This window comes from Fibrobacter sp. UBA7003 (assembly GCA_002449765.1).
In the GTDB taxonomy this organism is placed as follows: domain Bacteria; phylum Fibrobacterota; class Fibrobacteria; order Fibrobacterales; family Fibrobacteraceae; genus Fibrobacter.
The window spans coordinates 13297-32700 of record DJXN01000008.1; the positions used below are offsets into that span (position 1 = coordinate 13297).

The following is a 19404-nucleotide window of genomic DNA, read 5'->3' on the forward strand; positions in this document are numbered from 1 at the left end:
GGCACGCTATGAGGAATTTGCGGTCCATATTGATGCCGCTGGCGATTGTTCTCGGGATTCTGCTCCCGCAGGCGCACGTGCTTTCGCCTATGATGCCCTTCCTTATCGGCTCGATGATGTTCCTGACGTTTGTCACGAAGATCCCGCCGCAGACTCACGGCTACACGTTCAAGATCGAGGCCCGCGCGTTTGTCGCAAGCCTTGTGCTGATTGCCGCCCTGTGGGGTATCGTGGAACTGTTCGGGCTCCCGCGCGAGGTGCTGCTGGGCGGTGCCATCATCGCTCTCTGCCCGCCTGCGAATGCCGCCCCCACGATGGCCAAGATGCTCGGCGGATCGGCTTCGCTCGCGCTCAAGATTTTTTTGAGCGGGAACTTGCTCGCGTGCTTTTCGATCCCCGTCATTTTCGGGTGCCTTACCGGCGCCGATGCGAGCCTCTCCGAAATCGCGATGAAGATTTTCAATACCATCCAGCCCATCATCAGCATACCGCTCGCGTTTGCGCTGGGCCTGCGCGCGTTCTACCCGGAGCTTGCCGACCGCGCCGCGAAATTCCAGAAGTACACGATGTTCATCTGGACGTTCTCGGTGTTCGTCATCATTTCGAAGGCGAGTTTCGATATCCGCGAGATGGGGTTCACCGACTTGTGGAACAGCGGCAAGCTCCCGATGATGGCGGGGGTCTCGCTGGTGCTCTGCATTTTGCTGTTCTGGCTCGGCTGGTTCTGTGAACGCAAGCGCCGCCCCATCGAGGGGTCGCAGAGCATGGGGCAGAAGAACACGACGCTCGTCATCTGGGTATCTACCTTGTTCGCAGGCCCGGTGGTGGCGCTCGCCCCGACCTGTTACGTTATCTGGCAGAACCTGGTGCTCACCTGGATGAGCCGCGAAAAGACCCGCGAACGGATGCTCCGCGGCCAGGAAAAGAAAAATCCCTAGTTTTATGTGCCCTTTTTTTGTGTTCCAGGAATACAGCCGTGTTCCGAGAATACACTTTTGTGTTCTAGAATACTGAAATTTTATAAGAATTCTCCAAAAGTGTAAAATTTGAAGTAAAAACGGCATTTTTGTGCTCTATTCCGTTGCACAGCCCCGGAAAAAGGCTATATTTGTAGTGATGAATGCGATTGTAGAATACACTGATTATCGCAAGTTCATTCGTGACTACTACGAGGAACGTAAGCGGAGTTCGGCATTTACCTGGCGAGATTTTGCCCGGGATGTCGGTTTTTCGTCGGCGGTGTACCTGAAGTATGTCAGCGAGGGGAAAAAGAACCTGAGCGTGTCGGCTGCGGGTTCGGTCGCGCGCGCCATGGGGCTTGTCGGTTTCGAGGCCGAATATTTTGTGCTCATGGTCTCGTATGCGCACGCGAAAAACGACAAGGCGAAGCGTGCGGCGTTCGAACAGCGGTGCGCGCTCGCGATGGCGCACAAGGTGCGCGTTCTGGGCAACGAGGAATTCGACTATTTCAAGTCGTGGAAAAACCCGGTGATCCGTGAACTCGCATCGCACATGCCCGGCGCGAAGCCGCTCGATATCGCACGTGCCTGCAAGCAGAAGATTTCTGCGGCGGAGGTTGCGGAGACGCTCGATTTTTTGGTGAAGGCGAAACTCCTGAAGAAGGACGGGAGCGGTAACTACCAGCAGACAGACAAGGCCATTTCCATGGGGAAGGTGGACGCGGTTCCGGTGGCGGCTCGCGAGATGCAAAGGCAAATGGGGGAGTTTGCGGTTAGTGCATTGGATTTGCCGCTATCGGAACGCGACATGTCGGGGCTTACCATGGGGATAACGAGCCGTGCCTACGAGCGCATAAAGAACGAGCTTGCGGAATGTCGCAAGCGCATCATGGCCATTGTCGTGGAAGACGACGAGACGGAGCGGGTGTATCGCCTGAACATGCAGCTGTTCCCGGTGAGCGAAAACATCAAGGACAAGGACTATTTGAAAAGGGGCTGGACGGATGATGAAAATAAAACTGTTTAAGTGTGTCGGTGGCGTTTTGCCGGTCTTGTTGCTGCCTCTGGCCATTTTGTCGTTTGTAGTTGTGGGTTGTGGCGACAGCGAGGTCGCGGGCGGCGTTACAGAAGATGCGGGCATTGTCGCCGACGTATCGGGCGTGTTCCAGAAGGGCCCGTTTGTCGAGGGGACTCCCGTGAAGGTGAAGGGCGTTGACTGCGAGACTCTCGAACCGACGGGCGAGATTGCCGAGGGCTCGATCGCGAACAGCAGGGGCGAATTCAATTTCGCGAAACTTACTTTGTCTACATCGTGCGCCATATTCGAGGCGACGGGCTATTACCTGAACGAACTGACGGGCGAGCGGACTGCGGACAAGTTTACTCTTCGCGCGGTGACAAGGCTTACGGACCGCAACAGCGTGAACGTGAACCTGTTCACCCACATGGAATATGGACGCGTGGTGCGCCTGGTGACCGCGAAGGGCATGGACTTTGACGACGCGAAGGAACAGGCCGAGGCCGAAGTTCTGGCGGCGTTCGGAATTGCGGGCGAACTTGAAGAGTTCGAGGACATGAACATCGCAGAACCGGGAGATGGCAATGCAGCCCTGCTTGCCGTGAGCGTGATGATGCAGGCCGATGGCGGTGTCGCGGAACTGGCAGAACGCCTCGACAAGTTCGACGACGCATTTGTCGCGGCCGGCTCGTGGGACGATGCCGAAACGAAGAAGGCTATGGCAGGCTGGGCGCGCGCGGCCGAGGCAAACGGCGGGTTCGACGCTATCCGCAGGAATGTCGAAAGCTGGAGCGAGGGCGGCGTGGCGCCGACGTTCGAAAGCGTCGTGGACGAGATTGTCGAGGAAGTTTCCAGGAACCCCTACCTGAACCCCGAAGTGGAATACGGGACGCTCGTGGATGCCCGCGACGGCCATGCCTATGCGACGATAAAAATCGGTGGCCAGACGTGGATGGCCGAGAACCTGAACTACTTCGATACCGTGGCGGTGCCCGGACTCAAGGACAGCAGCTGGTGCTACGACAACAATCCCGCGAAATGCGCGGAGGCGGGGCGCCTCTATACCTGGAGTGTCGCAAGGGCGGCCGTTTGCCCCGATGGTTGGCATTTGCCCGATACGACGGAATGGAACGCCCTGATGGCGGCGGCTGGGGGGAGCGCGGCTGCATCTGCGCTCAAGTCGGCAGCAGGCTGGGATAGCGGCGCGGGCACGAACGGGACCGGGTTCTCGGCGGTCGCTGTCGGCGAACGCTACCGCAGCGGTTCGTTCGATTCCGAAGGGCTGAAGGCGTACCTGTGGAGCGCCGAAAATGATTCGGAAGACCGTGAGTCCGCTTATGGAATCCTTGTCGGGAGTGACGATTCGGTCACTTTGAAGGCATTCCCCTTGGCAAACGGGTTTGCGGTCCGTTGCGTAATGGATTAGGAGAGTATATATTATGTTCATGATGTCGGTGAGGAACGCAATGAAAATCAGGCTTGCTTTTGTAGCCGCATTGTCGCTGCTTGCGGTTTGTTCGTTCGCGGCGAACGGTACCATGAAGGGCGAAGGTACCATCGAAAGCCCATTCCTGGTCGATGACTACGAAGACCTGAAGATGATAGGCAAGGGTGCCTACCTGTATTCTTCAGCCTATATGCTGACTGCCGATATCGACGCTTCGGCCTCGTATGGCGAATGGTGCAGTGAAGGCGTGTGCAACGGGTTCATTCCCTTGGGACTTGAGAAGGATGCTGCGGACGCTTCCGTTTTCACGGGCTATTTTTGGGGGCGTGGATTTACGATCAGGAATATGCGCATATGGACGCCCTGTGCGCACAACGTGGGTTTTTTCGCGAACCTGGGTCAGGGTGGACTGGTCTCACATTTGAACTTTGATTCCCTTGTGGTGTGGGGCGGCCTGGATGATATCTATGCGCCCCATTCGAAATATGTCGGCGCCGTTGCGGGCACGGCTACCGGGTATATCCTCGATGTGCACGTTACAAATGGCGAAGTGCAGGGCCGTGAGTATGTGGGCGGTATCGTGGGCGACATGGAAAAGACGACGGCCAATTTGGATAATGTCTCGTATGAGGGCGTTGTCCGGGGCGGATCCAGTGTAGGGGGGCTGGCCGGAAGATCCCGTGGTACGATTGCCGAAAGCAAGGCGGATGTCAAGATATATGCGAAGGGAAGCGATATTGGTGGCCTTGTTGGCGAAAATAAAGGAGATATTGAAAAAAGCGAAGCGGCTGGTTTAATCCTCCCCATTGCCGGAAGTTCAATCACCGAAGTCGGCGGGCTTGTGGGGTATAACATAAGCGGTGGCTACATCACTTCATCCAGGGCATCTGTGGATATTCTGCCTTTGACTACTGCGGTTCCCAAAAGCAAATTGGGCGGTCTGATCGGAGCCAACTATGGTTCTATTGAGCAGTCGTATGCTACGGGCAGCGTCACTGGGAGCGAGTTCGATATTGGCGGCCTGGTCGGTAAGAACTATGATGGGACTATCCGTAATTGCTTTGCTACGGGAGCGGTGAGGGGGAATAGGTATGTAGGCGGACTCGTTGGCGATGCATCGGGAGCGGTAAGCACGTCGTACTCGGTCGGGCCTGTTGAAATTTTTGATACGACGGAAGTCGAGGAGGTAGGCGGCCTGATCGGTTCGGGCGAGGCGGACAGCTCCTACTGGAACGTGGAATTTTCCGGATTGGATACAAGCAGCGGCGGGACGGGACTTTCCGATGTCGCCATGAAAAAGTTCGAAAGCTTTTTCGGATGGGACACCGAAATCTGGACTATCGACGAGGGGGAATCGTACCCCTACCTGGCTGTGTTCGGCAAGAAGCCCGATGCTGTCGTCTATGCGATTCCCACGACGGCAGCGAAGTGGCAGGAAAATCCGGTTGTCGCCGCGAAAGACGATACCGGCCGTGAATTGTTCGGCAAATGGACTGGCGCGAACTACCTGAATGCGGCGCGCGATTCCATCTACTACGGCTACAAGATTGGCTACGTCAAGGAATCCGATACCGTCTGGAGTACGTCGAGCTACATGGCGGTCCCGAACCGTATCGAGATTGCGACTCTCGAAGACCTGCAGAAGATTGGCAGGCATGTCGGCTTCCCGCTGTTTGCAAATTACGAGCTGACGGCCGATATCGATGCGTCCGGGGTTGATTTCGAACCTATCGGTGACGAGCGTGTCTTGTTTACGGGTAGCTTCGACGGAAAGAACCATACCATCAGTGGATTCAGGATTGATGGCCGCAAGAAGGATTATTCCGGACTCTTCGGGAAGGCGGAAAAGGCTGTCTTCAGGAACATTGTTTTCAGGAACGCAAATGTCAATGGTAAGAAAATAGTTGGCGTGCTTGCGGGCCAGATTGACGGGTCGATTGTGAGCAACGTTGTCTCGTATGACGCAACGGTCAATGGCCATAGCAATGTCGGTGGGCTTATCGGTATCGCGTTCTCAAACGACATGGAGCGCCTTGCAAGTACGGGCGCCGTCACGGGAGATACCTGTGTCGGAGGTCTTTTCGGGGCGTTCGCGTCGAAGTTGACAGATGCCTATTCCGTGAATGTCGTCAAGGGGCATTATTGGGTTGGGGGCGTTATGGGCGGTGCGAATTTGGATTTCCATAATGCCGATACCGTCCTCAATGTTTACTCCGCGAGCCTTGTGAAGGGCCCCCGCAAGCGTATCGAGGGAATTGCCGGATCCGTGGAGAATTCCTACTACGACGAGAAGTATGCGGACATATACTTCGACAGCACGCTTATGCCTTCCGAATGGCAGGTCGATCGGTACGAGTTGGGTGAAGCGCTCCCGACTGATTCCCTGCTGAAGCGGGCCACGTTCAAGGGGTTCGACTTTGAGTCCGTGTGGACTATCCAGGAAGGCGTGTCGTATCCTTATTTCAAGGGAATGGACCCCTCGCTTCCGGGAACATTGGTCGATGACGGAACGAGCTATGCCCTGGTGGGCGAAGGTACGGCGGAAAAACCGTTCCAGATTACCAGCTACGATGACCTCAAGAATGTCGGCAAGCATGAATTCGGCCTGGACGCCCATTACGAATTGCAGGGATTTTATGCAAGCGAATCCGCGACGGACAACTGCGTCGACGGCGTGTGTGCCGGTTTTGAACCCATCGGCGGAACCGAAGGTTTCAGCGGGACGTTCATCGGACACAGGGACGGCATTTTCAAGCTGACCATCAACCGCCCCGACGAGGATTACGTCGGCTTGTTCACGAAACTCAATCCCGGTGCCAAGGTTTCGGGAATAGGGTTGGGCGAGAGCACCATTATCGGCAGGAACTATGTGGGTGGTATTGCCGGGCTGGACAAGGGTGCCGACCTTGAGAGCATGGGTACGGAACGCGACCTGGTCGTTCGCGGCAACAACTATGTCGGTATGGTTGTCGGGGCGAAGGAAGGTGGTACCGCGAAGTACGACCATGTCAACGGTACGGTTGAAGGCAACGATTATGTCGGATCCTTTGCCGGAAGCTCCAAGAACGCTTCCTATACAGACAACCTTTCCTGGGCGAGTGTTCAGGGCAATGCCAATGTCGGCGGCTTTGTCGGTATCGATTCCGCTTCGGCGTACACGAACATCTACAGCATAAGCCAAGTGCGCGGAAACGAAAATGTCGGGAACCTGGCGGGATCAAGCGAGAAGTCGACCTACAAGTCGGTCTACTACGATGGCGAAGTGTGGCAGTTCGACAACAGCAGTGTCGGAAAGTCGCTCACGACGGCCGAAATGCTGGATTCGGCTTCTTACGAGGGCTGGGAATTCGGGACGGTGTGGCTGAAACATGCCGCAGATGCCTATCCCATCCTCGCATGGACAGACGGTGTCAAGTTGATTTACCCTGTCAGGACACACGATGTGAAATTCCAGATGGAAGGTTCCGGCACCGAGGAAGACCCGTTCCTCGTCAAGACATACGACGACCTCAAGGCGATAGGCTATGGGAAATACAAGCTCTCGGCGGTTTACCGTCTTGCAAACGATATCGATGCGTCGGCCTCCTCGGATGAATTATATTATGTGGATTCTGCCAGCCATCCGCAGCTGAATTTCACCATCGGTTTCCCGTCTATCGGGAAGTATCGCGAAAATTCCAAGGGCCTGTTCGGGGGTTCCTACGAACACGGGACGGATACGACCTTTACGGGCAAATTCCACGGGAACGGCCACGTGATACATGACCTGTATATCTGTACGCTCCAAGCGTACCGCAATTCGGGATTCTTCCTTGCTATCGATTCTTCGGCAATCGTGGATAGCCTTGAAATAAGGTTTGTGGAGTTCTCCGGCGTTACAGCAGGCCTTGCCTATGTGAACAAGGGAATTGTAGACAACGTAAATGTCAAGTGCGACAATCTGGAGGCCGATGTGGGGCTTGTCTACCGGAACGAGGGTACCATCCGGCAGAGTTCCTTCGAGGGGTTCTTTGGCGGTTACGGGCGTTTCGGCCCTCGCGGGGGTGGCCTGGTCTATATCAACGAGGGAACCATATCGGAATGCTACGTTAATGCGGATGTCGAACGGGATATGCCGTATGTCATAGCTGGCTTTGCCGTGGAGAACCACGGGACAATCGAAAATTCGTTCTCGATGGGTGATGTGCTCGGAATGAACGATTCCGCCTATTCGGCTGTTTATCTGAATACGGGTGTCATCAGCAAGTCTTATTCTGTCGGAAAGGGCTATCGCGCCTTTGCATACGAGAACAAGGGTTCCATCGAAAATTCGTATGCTCTCAAGACGAGGTATTTTGTGGAACAGTCCGACAACGGGAAGCCTGTCGATGGTACGAATTACCATACGCCCCAGGGAACTACCATGGGCTCCATGTACATGCAGGATGAGTACCGCGGTTTCGATTTTGATTCCGTGTGGTACATCAAGGAAGGCTTCTCGACACCGATGCTGCGCGGTTTGCCGAACATGCCATTCCCTGCGAGTGTGAATCTGAAGCTTGAAGGGAACGGGTCCCTCGAAAATAGGATCCGCGCCAAGATACTCGAAGATGCCATCGTGATGGATTCGACGATGACGAAGGTGGTCCATCTGGATGTTACGAGTATCTTCCTGATTGATTCTCTGGAAAAGGCGGAGAACCCTTCCGGGATGTTTGAGATTTTGTACAGCGTGGGCATGGTACTCGGCAAGGATACGATTTGGAGCGACGAAGCCGTAGCTAGACTCGGTGTCCTGAAGTCGGTTGGCTTGAGCAAGGTTGCCACCCCGTCGGGAGCCCGCTTCGGTGCCGCCTTCCGAGGCTCGAATGTGGCGCTCCGTTTCGAAATTCCTGCCGCGGGTGCCGTGAAGTTTATGCTCATGGACATGCAGGGCCGTGTCGTCCGCACGTTCAACCTGGGCAACCGTGCCGCGGGTGCGTATAGCGAAACGCTCGATGCCGGTGCGATTGCCCGAGGCCGCTACATCGGCGTGTTGCAGGTGAACGGCAAGGTGATGGAAAAAGTTTTGATGGCTAGAGACTAGGAGAGAGAAAGATGATGAAGTTACGTTTTGTTTTCGCTGCCGTTCTGTCGCTGCTTGCGATCCATTCGTTCGCGGCGAACGGCACCATGAAGGGTGATGGTTCCGCCGAAAAGCCTTTCCAGATTGAGGATTACGAAGACCTGAAGGCGATAGGCAAGGGCACTTACCTCTATTCTTCGAACTACGTGCTGACTGCCGATATCGACGCTTCGGCCTCGGCGCACGAGATGTGCAGTGACGAGGGCGGCTGCAACGGCTTTATCCCTATCGGCAAGAACAAGGATGCAGCCGACAGCGTGGCGTTTTGGGGAACTATCGACGGCCAGAACCACACGATTCTCAATTTAACAATCTGGCTACCCTGTGAACAGAATGTGGGCTTTATCTACGCACTTGTCGGTTCTGTCAAGAACTTGAATTTTGACCATCTCCATGTGACGGGGAGGGTGAGCGAAACCGACCATGTGGGTGGCGTTGTCGCAAGGCTTGTCGGTACGATTGAAAATGTGCATGTGACGAACGGTTTTGTTCAAGGGAAGAAGCGTGTCGGCGGCATTGTGGGTGCTGCGATGAGGGCTATCGGGTATTCCGGTATGATTCCCGCCTTGAAGGATGTTTCGTTCCAAGGAGAAATCAAGGGTACGGAACGGGTTGGCGGAATTGTGGGTGAAACAGACGAGGCGACAATCGATAGCGCCGTTGCCGATGTGAATATCATTGCTATGGACGGGCGTGTCGGCGGTATTGTCGGGTTCAATGACGGGCGTATTACTAACAGCCGTTCCAATGGAACGATTGTCCCGGGAGAATCCGATGTGAATAATGTCGGTGGCATCGCCGGAGAATCCGAAGGTGATGTTCAAATGTGCGTGTCTACAATGGACTTGGTACGTTACGGCTATGAATTTGATGAAGATATTGGCGGCATTGTTGGCGATAACGATAAGGGAACGGTATCCCATTCGTATGCCATCGGAAAGGTAGAAGGAGAACGCTATGTGGGTGGTGTTGTCGGGAGCGGTGGCTTTGTACAGAGTTCGTTCGCCATGGGCGAGGTGCGCGGAAACAACAAGGTCGGTGGCGTTGCAGGCTCCGGTGCTTCCATTTTCAATTCCTATGCGGCAAACAAGGTCTTGGGCGATTCGCTTGTAGGCGGGCTTATTGGATATTCGCCCGATACAATTTTTAGCTCCTACTGGAATACCGAAATTTCGGGACTCGATACGAGTGCAGGCGGCACGGGGCTTTCTACCGCGAAGATGATGAAGCTCTCGTCGTTTGCGGGCTGGGACACTCTGGGTTATGATGAGTATGTCGTTGATGGTACGGATACATGCGAATACTTTATATATGAAGGCGCTTGCTATTCGCCTACGGGGAACTTTATTCGTTATTGGGACATAGACGAAGGCAAGACTTTCCCGTACCTGGCGAACAACCCCTATTCGAAAAAGTCGTTTATCCCGATTGCGACTCCGACTGTGGCGGCAAAGTGGCAAGAGCAGCCGCCTGTTGCCTCGCTTACCGAGGTCGATGGCGAACTTGTCGGCAAGTGGCTCGGCTGGGTGAATCTGGGCGATAAATATGATACCGTTAGTGGCGATTATACAAGTTTTATATTAAGGAGAGATACGCTCTATTATGGCTATAGAATCGGCGTGGTAAACGAAGGCGATACCGTCTGGGGAACGTCGAGCTACGTGGCTGTACCCAACGGGATAAAGATTTCGACACTTGCGGAACTCCAGAAAATCGGAAACGACATGGCCTACCCGCTGGTGGCAAGTTACGAACTGACTGCCGATATCGATGCTGCCGGGGTCAATTTTAGGCCCATCGGCGATAGCGTGCATGTGTTCGCGGGAGTCTTCGACGGAAAAAACCATACCATCAAGAACCTGACGATTGTCGACCCGTATCGTGACTTTGCGGGAATGTTCGGGGTGGCGGATGACGCTGACATCAAGAACCTGAAACTTGAAAACGCGAAAGTCGAAGGGGATTGGTATGTCGGTGCGCTGGCGGGTGAAATCGATAACTCCCGTGTCACTAACGTTGTCTCCTTGAACGGGAACGTGTCGGGGATGTCGTTTGTCGGCGGATTGATGGGTGCTACCCGCATAAGTGAAATCCATGTGGTCGGGACTACCGGCTATGTAACGTCGGGCGATATTGTCGGTGGAATTTTTGGCGCTTCCGCTTCGAGGGTTGTAGACGCGTTCTCGGTGAATGTCGTCAAGGGTTACGAGAACGTGGGTGGCGTTATGGGCATTTCGGATGAGTTTTCATCGGGCACCTTGCAACAGAACATCTATTCTGCGAGTATCCTGAAGGCTCCCGACCCGGAAGGAATTATCGGAGGAAACTTCTTCGGGTCGGGCGAACACATCAAATCATGTTATTTCGACAGTACTGTTACAGGAAACGTGTACGGAGGGAATACCACCGAAGAAATGTTGAAACAGTCAACATACGAAGGTTTCAACTTCGATACCGTGTGGGCTATCCAGGAAGGCGTTTCTTACCCGTACTTCAAGGGCATGGACCCGATATTGCCGGGCACGCTCGAAGACGACGGTACGGTAAATATGCTCGCTGGTACCGGTACCGAAAGGAACCCCTACAAGATTTACGATTACGATGACCTCAAGTATATCGGCAAGTACGAATACGGGCTTGACAAGTATTACAAGCTGATGAGCAATATCAATGCCGCGAGTTCGTTCAGGGAGAACTGCAATGCCGACAGCACTCTTTGCAAGGGCTTCGAACCGATTGGAGAATTCAGCGGCGTGTTTGACGGGAATAACAAGTTTATTGCGGGCTTGAACATCAACCGCCCCGACGAGGATTCCGTAGGGCTTTTCCGGGCTCTGGCGGCGGGTGCCAAGGTGAGCGGCGTCGTCTTTGATACGGCTTCGTATCTTGGAAAAGATAATTCGTATGGGCCTGCGGATACTAGGGGTGCCATCCATGGCAAGAACTATGTCGGTACCCTCGCCGGTGTCGATAAAGGTGCTACGCTCGAAAAAATCTTTGTAAAGTATGATGTTTCTGGCGAAAATTACGTAGGCTCCGTTGTCGGTAAGAAATCTTCGGGATCTCTCGCAAAGAGCGCATCCAGGTTCCTCGTTTCGGGAAACGAAAATGTGGGCGGCCTCGTAGGGCATTTGGGCGCGGCTAGCGTAGCGGATTGCTATTCGATTGCGAATGTCGTGGGTACAAAGAATGTCGGTGGTCTGTTTGGCTACTCCGACAATGCAACCGTGAAAAACTCCTTTGCCGCAGGCCGTGTAGTGGGGTCTTCTAAATGGGGAGTTGTTGCAGGGGATGCCGACAAGTCGACTTATACGTCGGTGTATGGCGATAGCTCTCTTTGGTTTGTTAATGTAACGGCTGGTGGGAAACTCCGCACTACGCGGCAGATGGTTACGAAGGAAAATTACAAGGATTGGGATTTCGTTTCAACTTGGAGCATTGCTGCAGATACAACCTATCCCTATTTGTCTTGGTTTACTTCGGCTTACCGTATATCCAAAACAATGAAGGAAAAAGTCTATCCGAATTTGGATGTTGACCAGACGATGCTCAAAATGGCTGGCTCCGGTACTGAGAGCGATCCGTTCCTGATCAAGACATACGGTGACTTGAAATCAATCGGGTACGGAAAGTACAAGCTTTCGTCCGTCTATCGTGTGGCTAATGATATCGATGCTTCTGCCTCAAAGACCCAAACCCTTTTCAGCGGGCGAGGCATTGGATTCAACCCTATTGGCAAGATTGAAATACTCGAAGATTTTTGCAATTGCTATGGTGTTGTTTTGGGCGGATATATACCGCAGGATACCTCGAGATTGTTTACTGGAAAAATTCACGGCGGCGGTCACAGTATCAGCGACCTTTATATGGACTTCTGGGACAGTGAACCCACGGGGCTTGTGGATACGATTGCAAAAACAGGTGTAATCGATAGCTTGTCCTTCAAGAGGTATGAGATAAGCAGAGAAGAAGGAAATGTAAATAAAGTTGGCGCCTTGGCCGGCGTGAACATGGGGACTGTAAGCCATGTTGATATGGATGTCTTGTTCAAGAAAACTTTTGGCGGTGCGGGTCTTGTTTACGATAACAAGGGGCTTATAGAAAATTGTTCAGTCAAGGGAATTTTTGGCGGGTCATCTTTGGCGGGTATTTCCGTGATAAACGATGGCGATGTCCTCAACGTGAATGTTGATGCTGTCTGGAGCGATAGCTCGGGACTCGTTGGTGGAATTGCTCTTGTCAACAGGGGACTTATCAAGCTTTCGTCTGCCAAGGTGTCGTTGAATAATGGCCGTGGCCCGATTGGTGGAATTGCCGCCATGAATACGGGAACCGGGCGTATAGTCGACGCATCTGTAAATATTGATGCGAAACAGATTATCCAAGAACGCGGCGTGTATTATTATGTTGACCACAAAATAAAGGATTACGAATACGAGGATTTTTATATTGATGGAATAGGTGGCCTTGTCGCGATTGATAGCGGGACTATAACGAACTCTGCTGCAACGGGCGTTATTGACGCGAAGGATGGGGCCTATGTCGGTGGCCTGATCGCTAAAGCTTATAGCAAGGAATTGAAAGGGCTGCATGCGTCTGTCGATGTTGGGGGCATGTATTGTGTCGGTGGCTTTGTGGGCTTGAACCAGGCGACTATTTCTGAAAGCTATGCTGCCGGAAATGTCAAGGGGAGTGGAAATTATTCCTATTCTGGAGCATTTGTCGGCAAGAACGAAGGCGTGATTGAGCGTTCGTTTGCGATGGGGAATGCAAGCGCGGCTGCCGGTTTTGTCGGCGAAAATGATGGAACTATCAGGCGGTCCTATTCTACGGGAAATGTAGAGGAGGCTGGCGGTTTTGCCAATATCAATCAGGCTGTAATTGAAGATTGCTATTCGACGGGCGATGTGTCGGCGAATGAAACGCCATATGGCTTTGGATTTGCCAGTGTCAACGGTAGCGCTACGAAGGTGAGGGGGTATGCTTCCGGAACGGCCGTTAAGGACGGAAACCGTTTTTGCGTTGACTTGCCCAGAGGGTCGATGCCTTCGGATGAGTTCTACTTCCTTGCCGACGGCTGTATCGATACACTGGCGACGAATACCGGACTTTCGCCCTCGGCAATGCGTAAGCAAAAATCCTTCTCCGCGTTCGATTTCGATTCCGTGTGGTACATCAAGGAGGGTGTGAGCTATCCGCTGCTGCGCGGCATGCCGAACCCGCCGATGCTTGCAGAAGAGAATGCCGTGTACAATAGCAACACCGGGATTGCAAAGAATGTCCGCGCCAAGCTTCTCGAAGATGCCTTCGTGATGGATACGGCGGCAACGAAGGTACTCGCGCTGGATTCTGCAAGCGAGGCCCTGCTCGATTCGCTCGAAAATGTCGAGGCGCCGTCTGGGAAGTTCGAAGTCTCCTACCGCGTGGGCGTTTTGCTCGGTTCCGACACGCTCTGGAGCAAGCCCGCTACGATGCAGCTTGAAATCGAGAAGACGGTCGGGAACTTCGAAATTGCGGTTGCGTCTGGACTCGGGTTCGGTGCCGCATTCCATGGCCCGCATGTGGCGCTCCGCTTCGAAATTCCTGCCGCGGGCGCCGTGAAGTTCGCGTTTGTAGACATGCAGGGTCGCGTGGTGCGCTCGTTCAACCTGGGGAGCCGTGCCGCAGGTGCGTATAGCGATGCGCTCGATGCCGGTGCGATTGCCCGCGGGCGCTACGTGGGCGTGCTGCAGGTGAACGGCCGCGTCGCCGGAAAGGCGCTTTTGCTAAAAAGGTAGCCCATGACCCATGCCGAACTCCTAAAGCGACTGCAGGCCGAACAGGATTTGAAGTACCGCGACTTTCATGCGTCGCTGTTGCCGAACATCGACAAGAAATCGATTATCGGCGTGCGGGTGCCTACCATGCGAAAGATTGCGAAGGAGTTCGCGGCGGCCGATGTCGCCAAGTTTTTGGACAAACTGCCGCACAAGTACTTTGAAGAAAACCAGGTTCACCTCTTCGTGGTCGAACGCATTAAGGATGCGGACGAGTGCCTGTACCGCATCGAACAGTTCCTGCCCTACATCGACAACTGGGCGGTATGCGATGGCAAATCGCCAAAGGCATTGCTCAAGGACGAAAAGCGGTTCGTGTCGTGCATCGAAAAATGGCTCAAGTCAAAGCACCCTTACACGGTTCGCTTCGGCGTGAACATGCTCATGACGTTCTTTTTGGACGTGCGATTCGACAAGAAGTTTTTGAAGTGGGTCGCGGCTATTGATGAATCTCTGTTTAATGACGACGGCCGCGCGGAATGCCCCACCGACCGCTACTACGTGCAGATGGTCGTCGCCTGGTATTTCGCGACCGCGCTTGCCAAGCAGTGGGATGCGACGTTCCCCTACATCGAGGGCCGAAAGCTTTCGCCGTGGATTCACGCGAAGTCCATCCAGAAGGCGTGCGAAAGCTACCGCATTACCGATGCGCAGAAGGCTATCTTGCGTCGCCTGAAGTAAAAATTCTATTATTTCATTCCGTATGCGCATCAGCCAGACATTTTGCGGAAGGCGGTTTACGTCGATGCTCTTTACGGCATCGTTTTCGGTCTGTGCTGAACTCGTGAACATCTTCATCGACAAGGTGGTCGCGGCCCGGTTCCTGGGCGAAAATGCGCTGGCGGCGATATCCTTCTTCACGCCGATGTTCTCGTTCATCCTGTTTCTGAGCGCGATGGTCATGGTGGGGAGCCTCGTCTGCTATTCGATTGAGCTGGGGCGCCTGAACAAGCACCGTGCGGACCGTTTTTTCGGACAGGGGATAATCCTTTCTTTTGCGGTCGGGATCCTGATGGTGGCTCTTTTTGCTGTCGGGCGCCTGTTCCTCGATACGTCGGGAATAGATGCCGAACAGCTGAAATTCGTGAACGAGTTTTACGGATGGTTCCTGGGACTTGCCTTCGTAATCCCGCTGAACAATATCTTGCAGGAGATGGTGTATGTCGACGGTGACATGAAGACATGCAATATCTCGTATGCGGTGCTGCTGCTTGGAAACCTGGTCTTCTCGTGCGTGTTCTGCAAGTTCTGGGGAATGTCGGGAATCGCGCTCGGGACGGTGCTTTCCGTTGTTCTCAGCATCCTTGTGCTTTGTTCGCACTTTGTGCGGAAGGGCAATACGCTCAAGTTTGTGTGGTATTTCAAGATCCGCGATGTCGCGAAGGTTGTCCGGTTCAGCATGGCGGAAGCGTGCGAGTATCTTTTCTTTGCGCTGTTTGCCGCAGTCATGAACTTCTACTTCGTCACCCATTTCGGCAGCGACAGGATTGCCATCCTCTCGGTTATTTACGAAATCCTTGAACTCAGCGTCGTATTCAATGGCATCTGGATGGCGGCCGAGCCGATTATCAACATCTACCGAGGCGAGGAAAACGGTAACGGGGTCGCGCAGATGATGAAATTCGTGAACTGGGTGTCGCTCAAGGAGACTCTGGTCGCTACCGCGCTCCTGCTGGCGTTTGCGCCCCTGCTCGCGCGCCTGTTCCACATCAGTTCGGCAAGCGCCGCGGACGAACTCGCCTTTGCGATTCGCGCCTGCGCTGTCGGGCTGTGTCCGCTCGCTTTTGTGAAGATATATGCGGCCTATCATGTCCACGAAAAGCCGATTCTCTCGTTCCTGTTCATCTTTGTCGCGGTGTTCCTCGGCCCGGTAGCCTGTGTCCTGGGCGGTGTGCCGCTCTGGGGCGATGGTAATGTGTGGCTCGGATTTGGCGTTTCTCCGTTTGTTGCTTTTGCAGTGTGCTGCATTGTCCAGCTCGTGCTCTACGGTAGATCCGGTTTTCCGCTCCTTCTCGAAGAATCCGAAGGAACGGGACACTGGTATATGTACGATCTGTTGCTGAATCCCGAAAACCTGGTCAAGTACCGCGATATCATCGGGAAGAAGCTGAAGGATGCGTCCGTGGATGACGCCGGAATCGTGAAGGCGATGCTCCTGCTCGAGGAACTCGGCATGACCGTCTACGAGAGCAATGCGGGACGGAAGGTTTACATGGAAGTCTCGCTGCAGGTGCTGCAGGGCGAATTCCTGCTTGTCATCAAGGACGACGGGAAACTCATGGACCTGACAGACCTGGAGCGTTCGGTGACGGGACTTCGTGCCTACCTCGTGAACATGTTCATGAAGGTCCAGCGCGACAAGCATTACCTGCTTACCACGAGCTGCAACCGCCATGTGTTCCGCTTTGCGCAGGAATAGGATTGCTCCGCCGGATTCGAATTGCTAATTTTTCGGTATGGATAGAGCACGCCGCCGCAAATTCGGCCAAAACTTTCTGGATGTACCTACCGCGCAGATGATTGCGGGGGACCTGCCTGCAGAGGCGGGCGACTACGTGCTTGAAATTGGCCCCGGGCACGGGGCGCTGACCGAGCATCTGCTCGGGCGCGCCGTGCAACTCACTGCCGTCGAGATCGACGAGCAGTGCGTGGAATTTCTGGAACAGAAATTCCGGGGCCGGGAAAACTTCCGCATCGAGAATATCGACTTCCTGAAGTTCGACCTGCAGGGATTCCTGGATGCGCACGCAAAACCGTGGGTCACCGGCAATCTCCCGTACAACGTTTCCACGGCGATTATCGCGGGGCTCATGCCGAAGCTCCATCTGACCAGGGGATTCATGGGGATGGTGCAGCTCGAAGTCGCTGAACGCATCTGCGCGTCGCCCTGCAGCAGCAACTACGGAAGTTTATCCGTACTCGTGTCCGCGTTCGCCGATACGCAGATACTGAGGAAGATCGGCCCGGAACACTTCACGCCGCGCCCGAACGTGGACAGCGCTACGATGCTCCTCACGCCCAAGGAATGTCCGCTCCAGGTCCCCGAGGGTTACTTCGACTTCGTGCGGGCCGCGTTTACGCAGAAGAGGAAGACGCTCGCGAATTCCTTCGGTCGCGCCTACGACAAGAAGAAAATCCAGGAAGCCATCGAACTTCTGGATTATCCTACGACGGTCCGTGCCGAGGAACTTTCGCCTTCGCAGTTCCTTGAATTCTACAAGGTCATTGTCGGGGAGTAGCTTTATTTTTCGGCGGCGGCCTGCTCGAAATCGGTCGCGATGAGGTCGCTTACGTCGACCCTGCCAAGATCCGGGGAAGCTGCAAGGCGGTTGGCCTGCTTCTCGATGACTTTTTCGAACAGGTTGCGCACGTAGCGTCCGTTTCCGAACCGGCTGTCTTTCTTGCTGACGGCATCGGCGATGCAGCGCTTCATGGCGGCCTCTGCGGCTTTGCCTATCTTGTAGTCGTATTTCGCGAGGAACGACCTGAAAATCTGCGCGAGCTCGTCTTCCGAATAGTCGGGGAAGTTGATGTACCTGTTGAATCGCGAAGAGAGGCCGGGATTCGAGTTCACGAAGCGCTTGATTTCGTCCGTGTAGCCGGCGATGATGACCACGAGCCTGTCACGGTCATCTTCCATGCGCTTGAGGAGCGTGTCGATGGCCTCCTGCCCGTAGTCGTTTTCGGCGCTTCGCGCGAGCGTGTAGGCTTCGTCGATAAACAGGACTCCGTCCAGGGCGTCGTCTATTACTTTGTTTGTCTTGATGGCCGTCTGTCCCATGTAGCCTGCGACCAGGTCTGCCCGCGTCGCCTCTACCAGGTGGCCTTTGCGGAGAACGCCCAGGTCCTTGAAAATTTCGGCCATGATGCGCGCGATTGTCGTCTTGCCCGTGCCGGGATTTCCGGAGAACACCAGGTGGTACGATGTCGGCGGAACGGAAAGCCCTTTCTTCTTGCGTTCGTTCTGCACGCGGATAAAGTTGTAGAACGTGACGACTTCCTTCTTCACCGACGAAAGGCCGATGAGCGAATCGAGCTGCTTCACCGCCTCGCCCTGCGGGACGCGTTCTTCCTTTGCGGGTCGCATGTTGCGCGAGACGGCTTCTTTTAGAGGCGTGTTCTTGTAGTTCACCGGTCGCGTGGAGCACTTGACGAATCCCGGGCGCCATGCTGCCGAGCGGTTGTTCCCGATGTGCCTTTCCAGGTACTGCAGCCATTGCACCTCGTCCGGAGTGAGCTTGCCGTCGATGTTTGCAAGCGCCGCGGAATAGTCATAAAGGAGCCGCGAGTACTTGCGGACGGCATCGGGAGAAAATCCTCCGAATATCGAACTGAACAGGAATATCTCTCCGGTGGTCTCTATCTGGGCGTGGTTCCTTTCCAGGTTTTGCACCAGGGGACCCATCTCGATTTCTTTGTCGACGAATGACTGGAGAACAAGGCGGTTCCAGTCCGTCGTGGCGGGTGCGTTTGTCCGCAGGCGCAGCAGTAGCGAAACAAAACCGCAGGACTCGAACGAGTCGAGGCTCATTTCGTGGCCGAGCTTTTCGGAAAGGTAGTTGATGTCCGAGAGGAATATGGTCGAAAGTTCCTGGAACGTGTCGCTGCCTTCGCCCAGTTCAAAGTGGTTGCGCAACTTTTCGGCCACGCCGTCGTAATATATGAAATCCTTGAAGAAACTTGCGATGGCGTTTACCGTGGGCGCAAGCTTCGTCATGTATTTCGTGAGCCTCGGGTCTATCTGGCCGTTCGGCTTCACGGCAACGGCATACTGCGAATCTCCCGAAAGATTCTTCTCCATCGGGGATGTCATCACCTCTTTCATCAGGTCGGCAACCTGCTGCGCCGTCTCGGTGGAACGGTAGCGGGTCCACAGGAGGAACCCGGTTACGGAGATAATGAGGACGAGCGCGATGAAGAGGAGGTAGGCGGACGCTCCCAGAACGGAGGAAAGCTTGATGATGGCCACGGTGGCGACCATCGTGAGCATCAGCATGACGGAGCTGATGCCTGCGAGAAGAGTCTGGTTCGTCTTTCTTTTTGGCATACGCTCTTCAAAT

9 protein-coding genes are annotated in these 19404 nt (G+C 54.4%); 8 read left to right on the forward strand and 1 reads right to left on the reverse strand.

The genetic code is table 11. The features are described from left to right. Positions 1 to 8: 8 nt before the first annotated feature. The 8 genes from B2952_RS05670 to rsmA all read left to right on the forward strand — a co-directional run bounded on the left by B2952_RS05670 (position 9) and on the right by rsmA (position 17583). Complete coding sequence (locus B2952_RS05670; protein WP_290729770.1) at positions 9 to 938, forward strand: bile acid:sodium symporter family protein; 930 nt, start codon at positions 9 to 11, stop codon at positions 936 to 938. A 178-nt stretch (positions 939 to 1116) separates the two neighbouring features. Further along, positions 1117 to 1986: a TIGR02147 family protein gene (locus tag B2952_RS05675; RefSeq protein WP_290725337.1), complete on the forward strand. Its 870-nt coding sequence runs from the start codon at positions 1117 to 1119 to the stop codon at positions 1984 to 1986. Next, the gene (locus tag B2952_RS05680) at positions 1964 to 3403 is read left to right on the forward strand and encodes a fibrobacter succinogenes major paralogous domain-containing protein (RefSeq protein ID WP_290735195.1); all 1440 of its coding nucleotides are present in this window, start codon (positions 1964 to 1966) and stop codon (positions 3401 to 3403) included. Before B2952_RS05675 ends, B2952_RS05680 begins: the two co-directional genes overlap by 23 nt. Before the next feature lie 13 nt (positions 3404 to 3416). Then, positions 3417 to 8489, forward strand: a complete 5073-nt coding sequence (locus tag B2952_RS05685; RefSeq protein ID WP_290735198.1) for a GLUG motif-containing protein — start codon at positions 3417 to 3419, stop codon at positions 8487 to 8489. 11 nt (positions 8490 to 8500) lie between these two features. After that, positions 8501 to 14305, forward strand: coding sequence for a GLUG motif-containing protein (locus tag B2952_RS05690; protein ID WP_290729758.1), 5805 nt, complete (start codon positions 8501 to 8503; stop codon positions 14303 to 14305). Between the two features lie 3 nt (positions 14306 to 14308). Further along, positions 14309 to 15025, forward strand: coding sequence for a DNA alkylation repair protein (locus B2952_RS05695; protein ID WP_290729755.1), 717 nt, complete (start codon positions 14309 to 14311; stop codon positions 15023 to 15025). Between the two features lie 22 nt (positions 15026 to 15047). Next, on the forward strand, positions 15048 to 16763 hold the full coding sequence (locus B2952_RS05700) for an MATE family efflux transporter (protein WP_290729752.1): 1716 nt from the start codon (positions 15048 to 15050) through the stop codon (positions 16761 to 16763). A 37-nt stretch (positions 16764 to 16800) separates the two neighbouring features. After that, positions 16801 to 17583, forward strand: coding sequence for a 16S rRNA (adenine(1518)-N(6)/adenine(1519)-N(6))-dimethyltransferase RsmA (gene rsmA / locus B2952_RS05705; RefSeq protein ID WP_290729749.1), 783 nt, complete (start codon positions 16801 to 16803; stop codon positions 17581 to 17583). A gap of 2 nt (positions 17584 to 17585) precedes the next feature. On the opposite strand, the gene B2952_RS05710 is transcribed toward rsmA, so the two are convergent. Continuing rightward, entirely contained in the window at positions 17586 to 19391 is a 1806-nt protein-coding gene (locus tag B2952_RS05710) for an AAA family ATPase (protein ID WP_290729746.1), read from the reverse strand. Positions 19392 to 19404 lie beyond the last annotated feature (13 nt).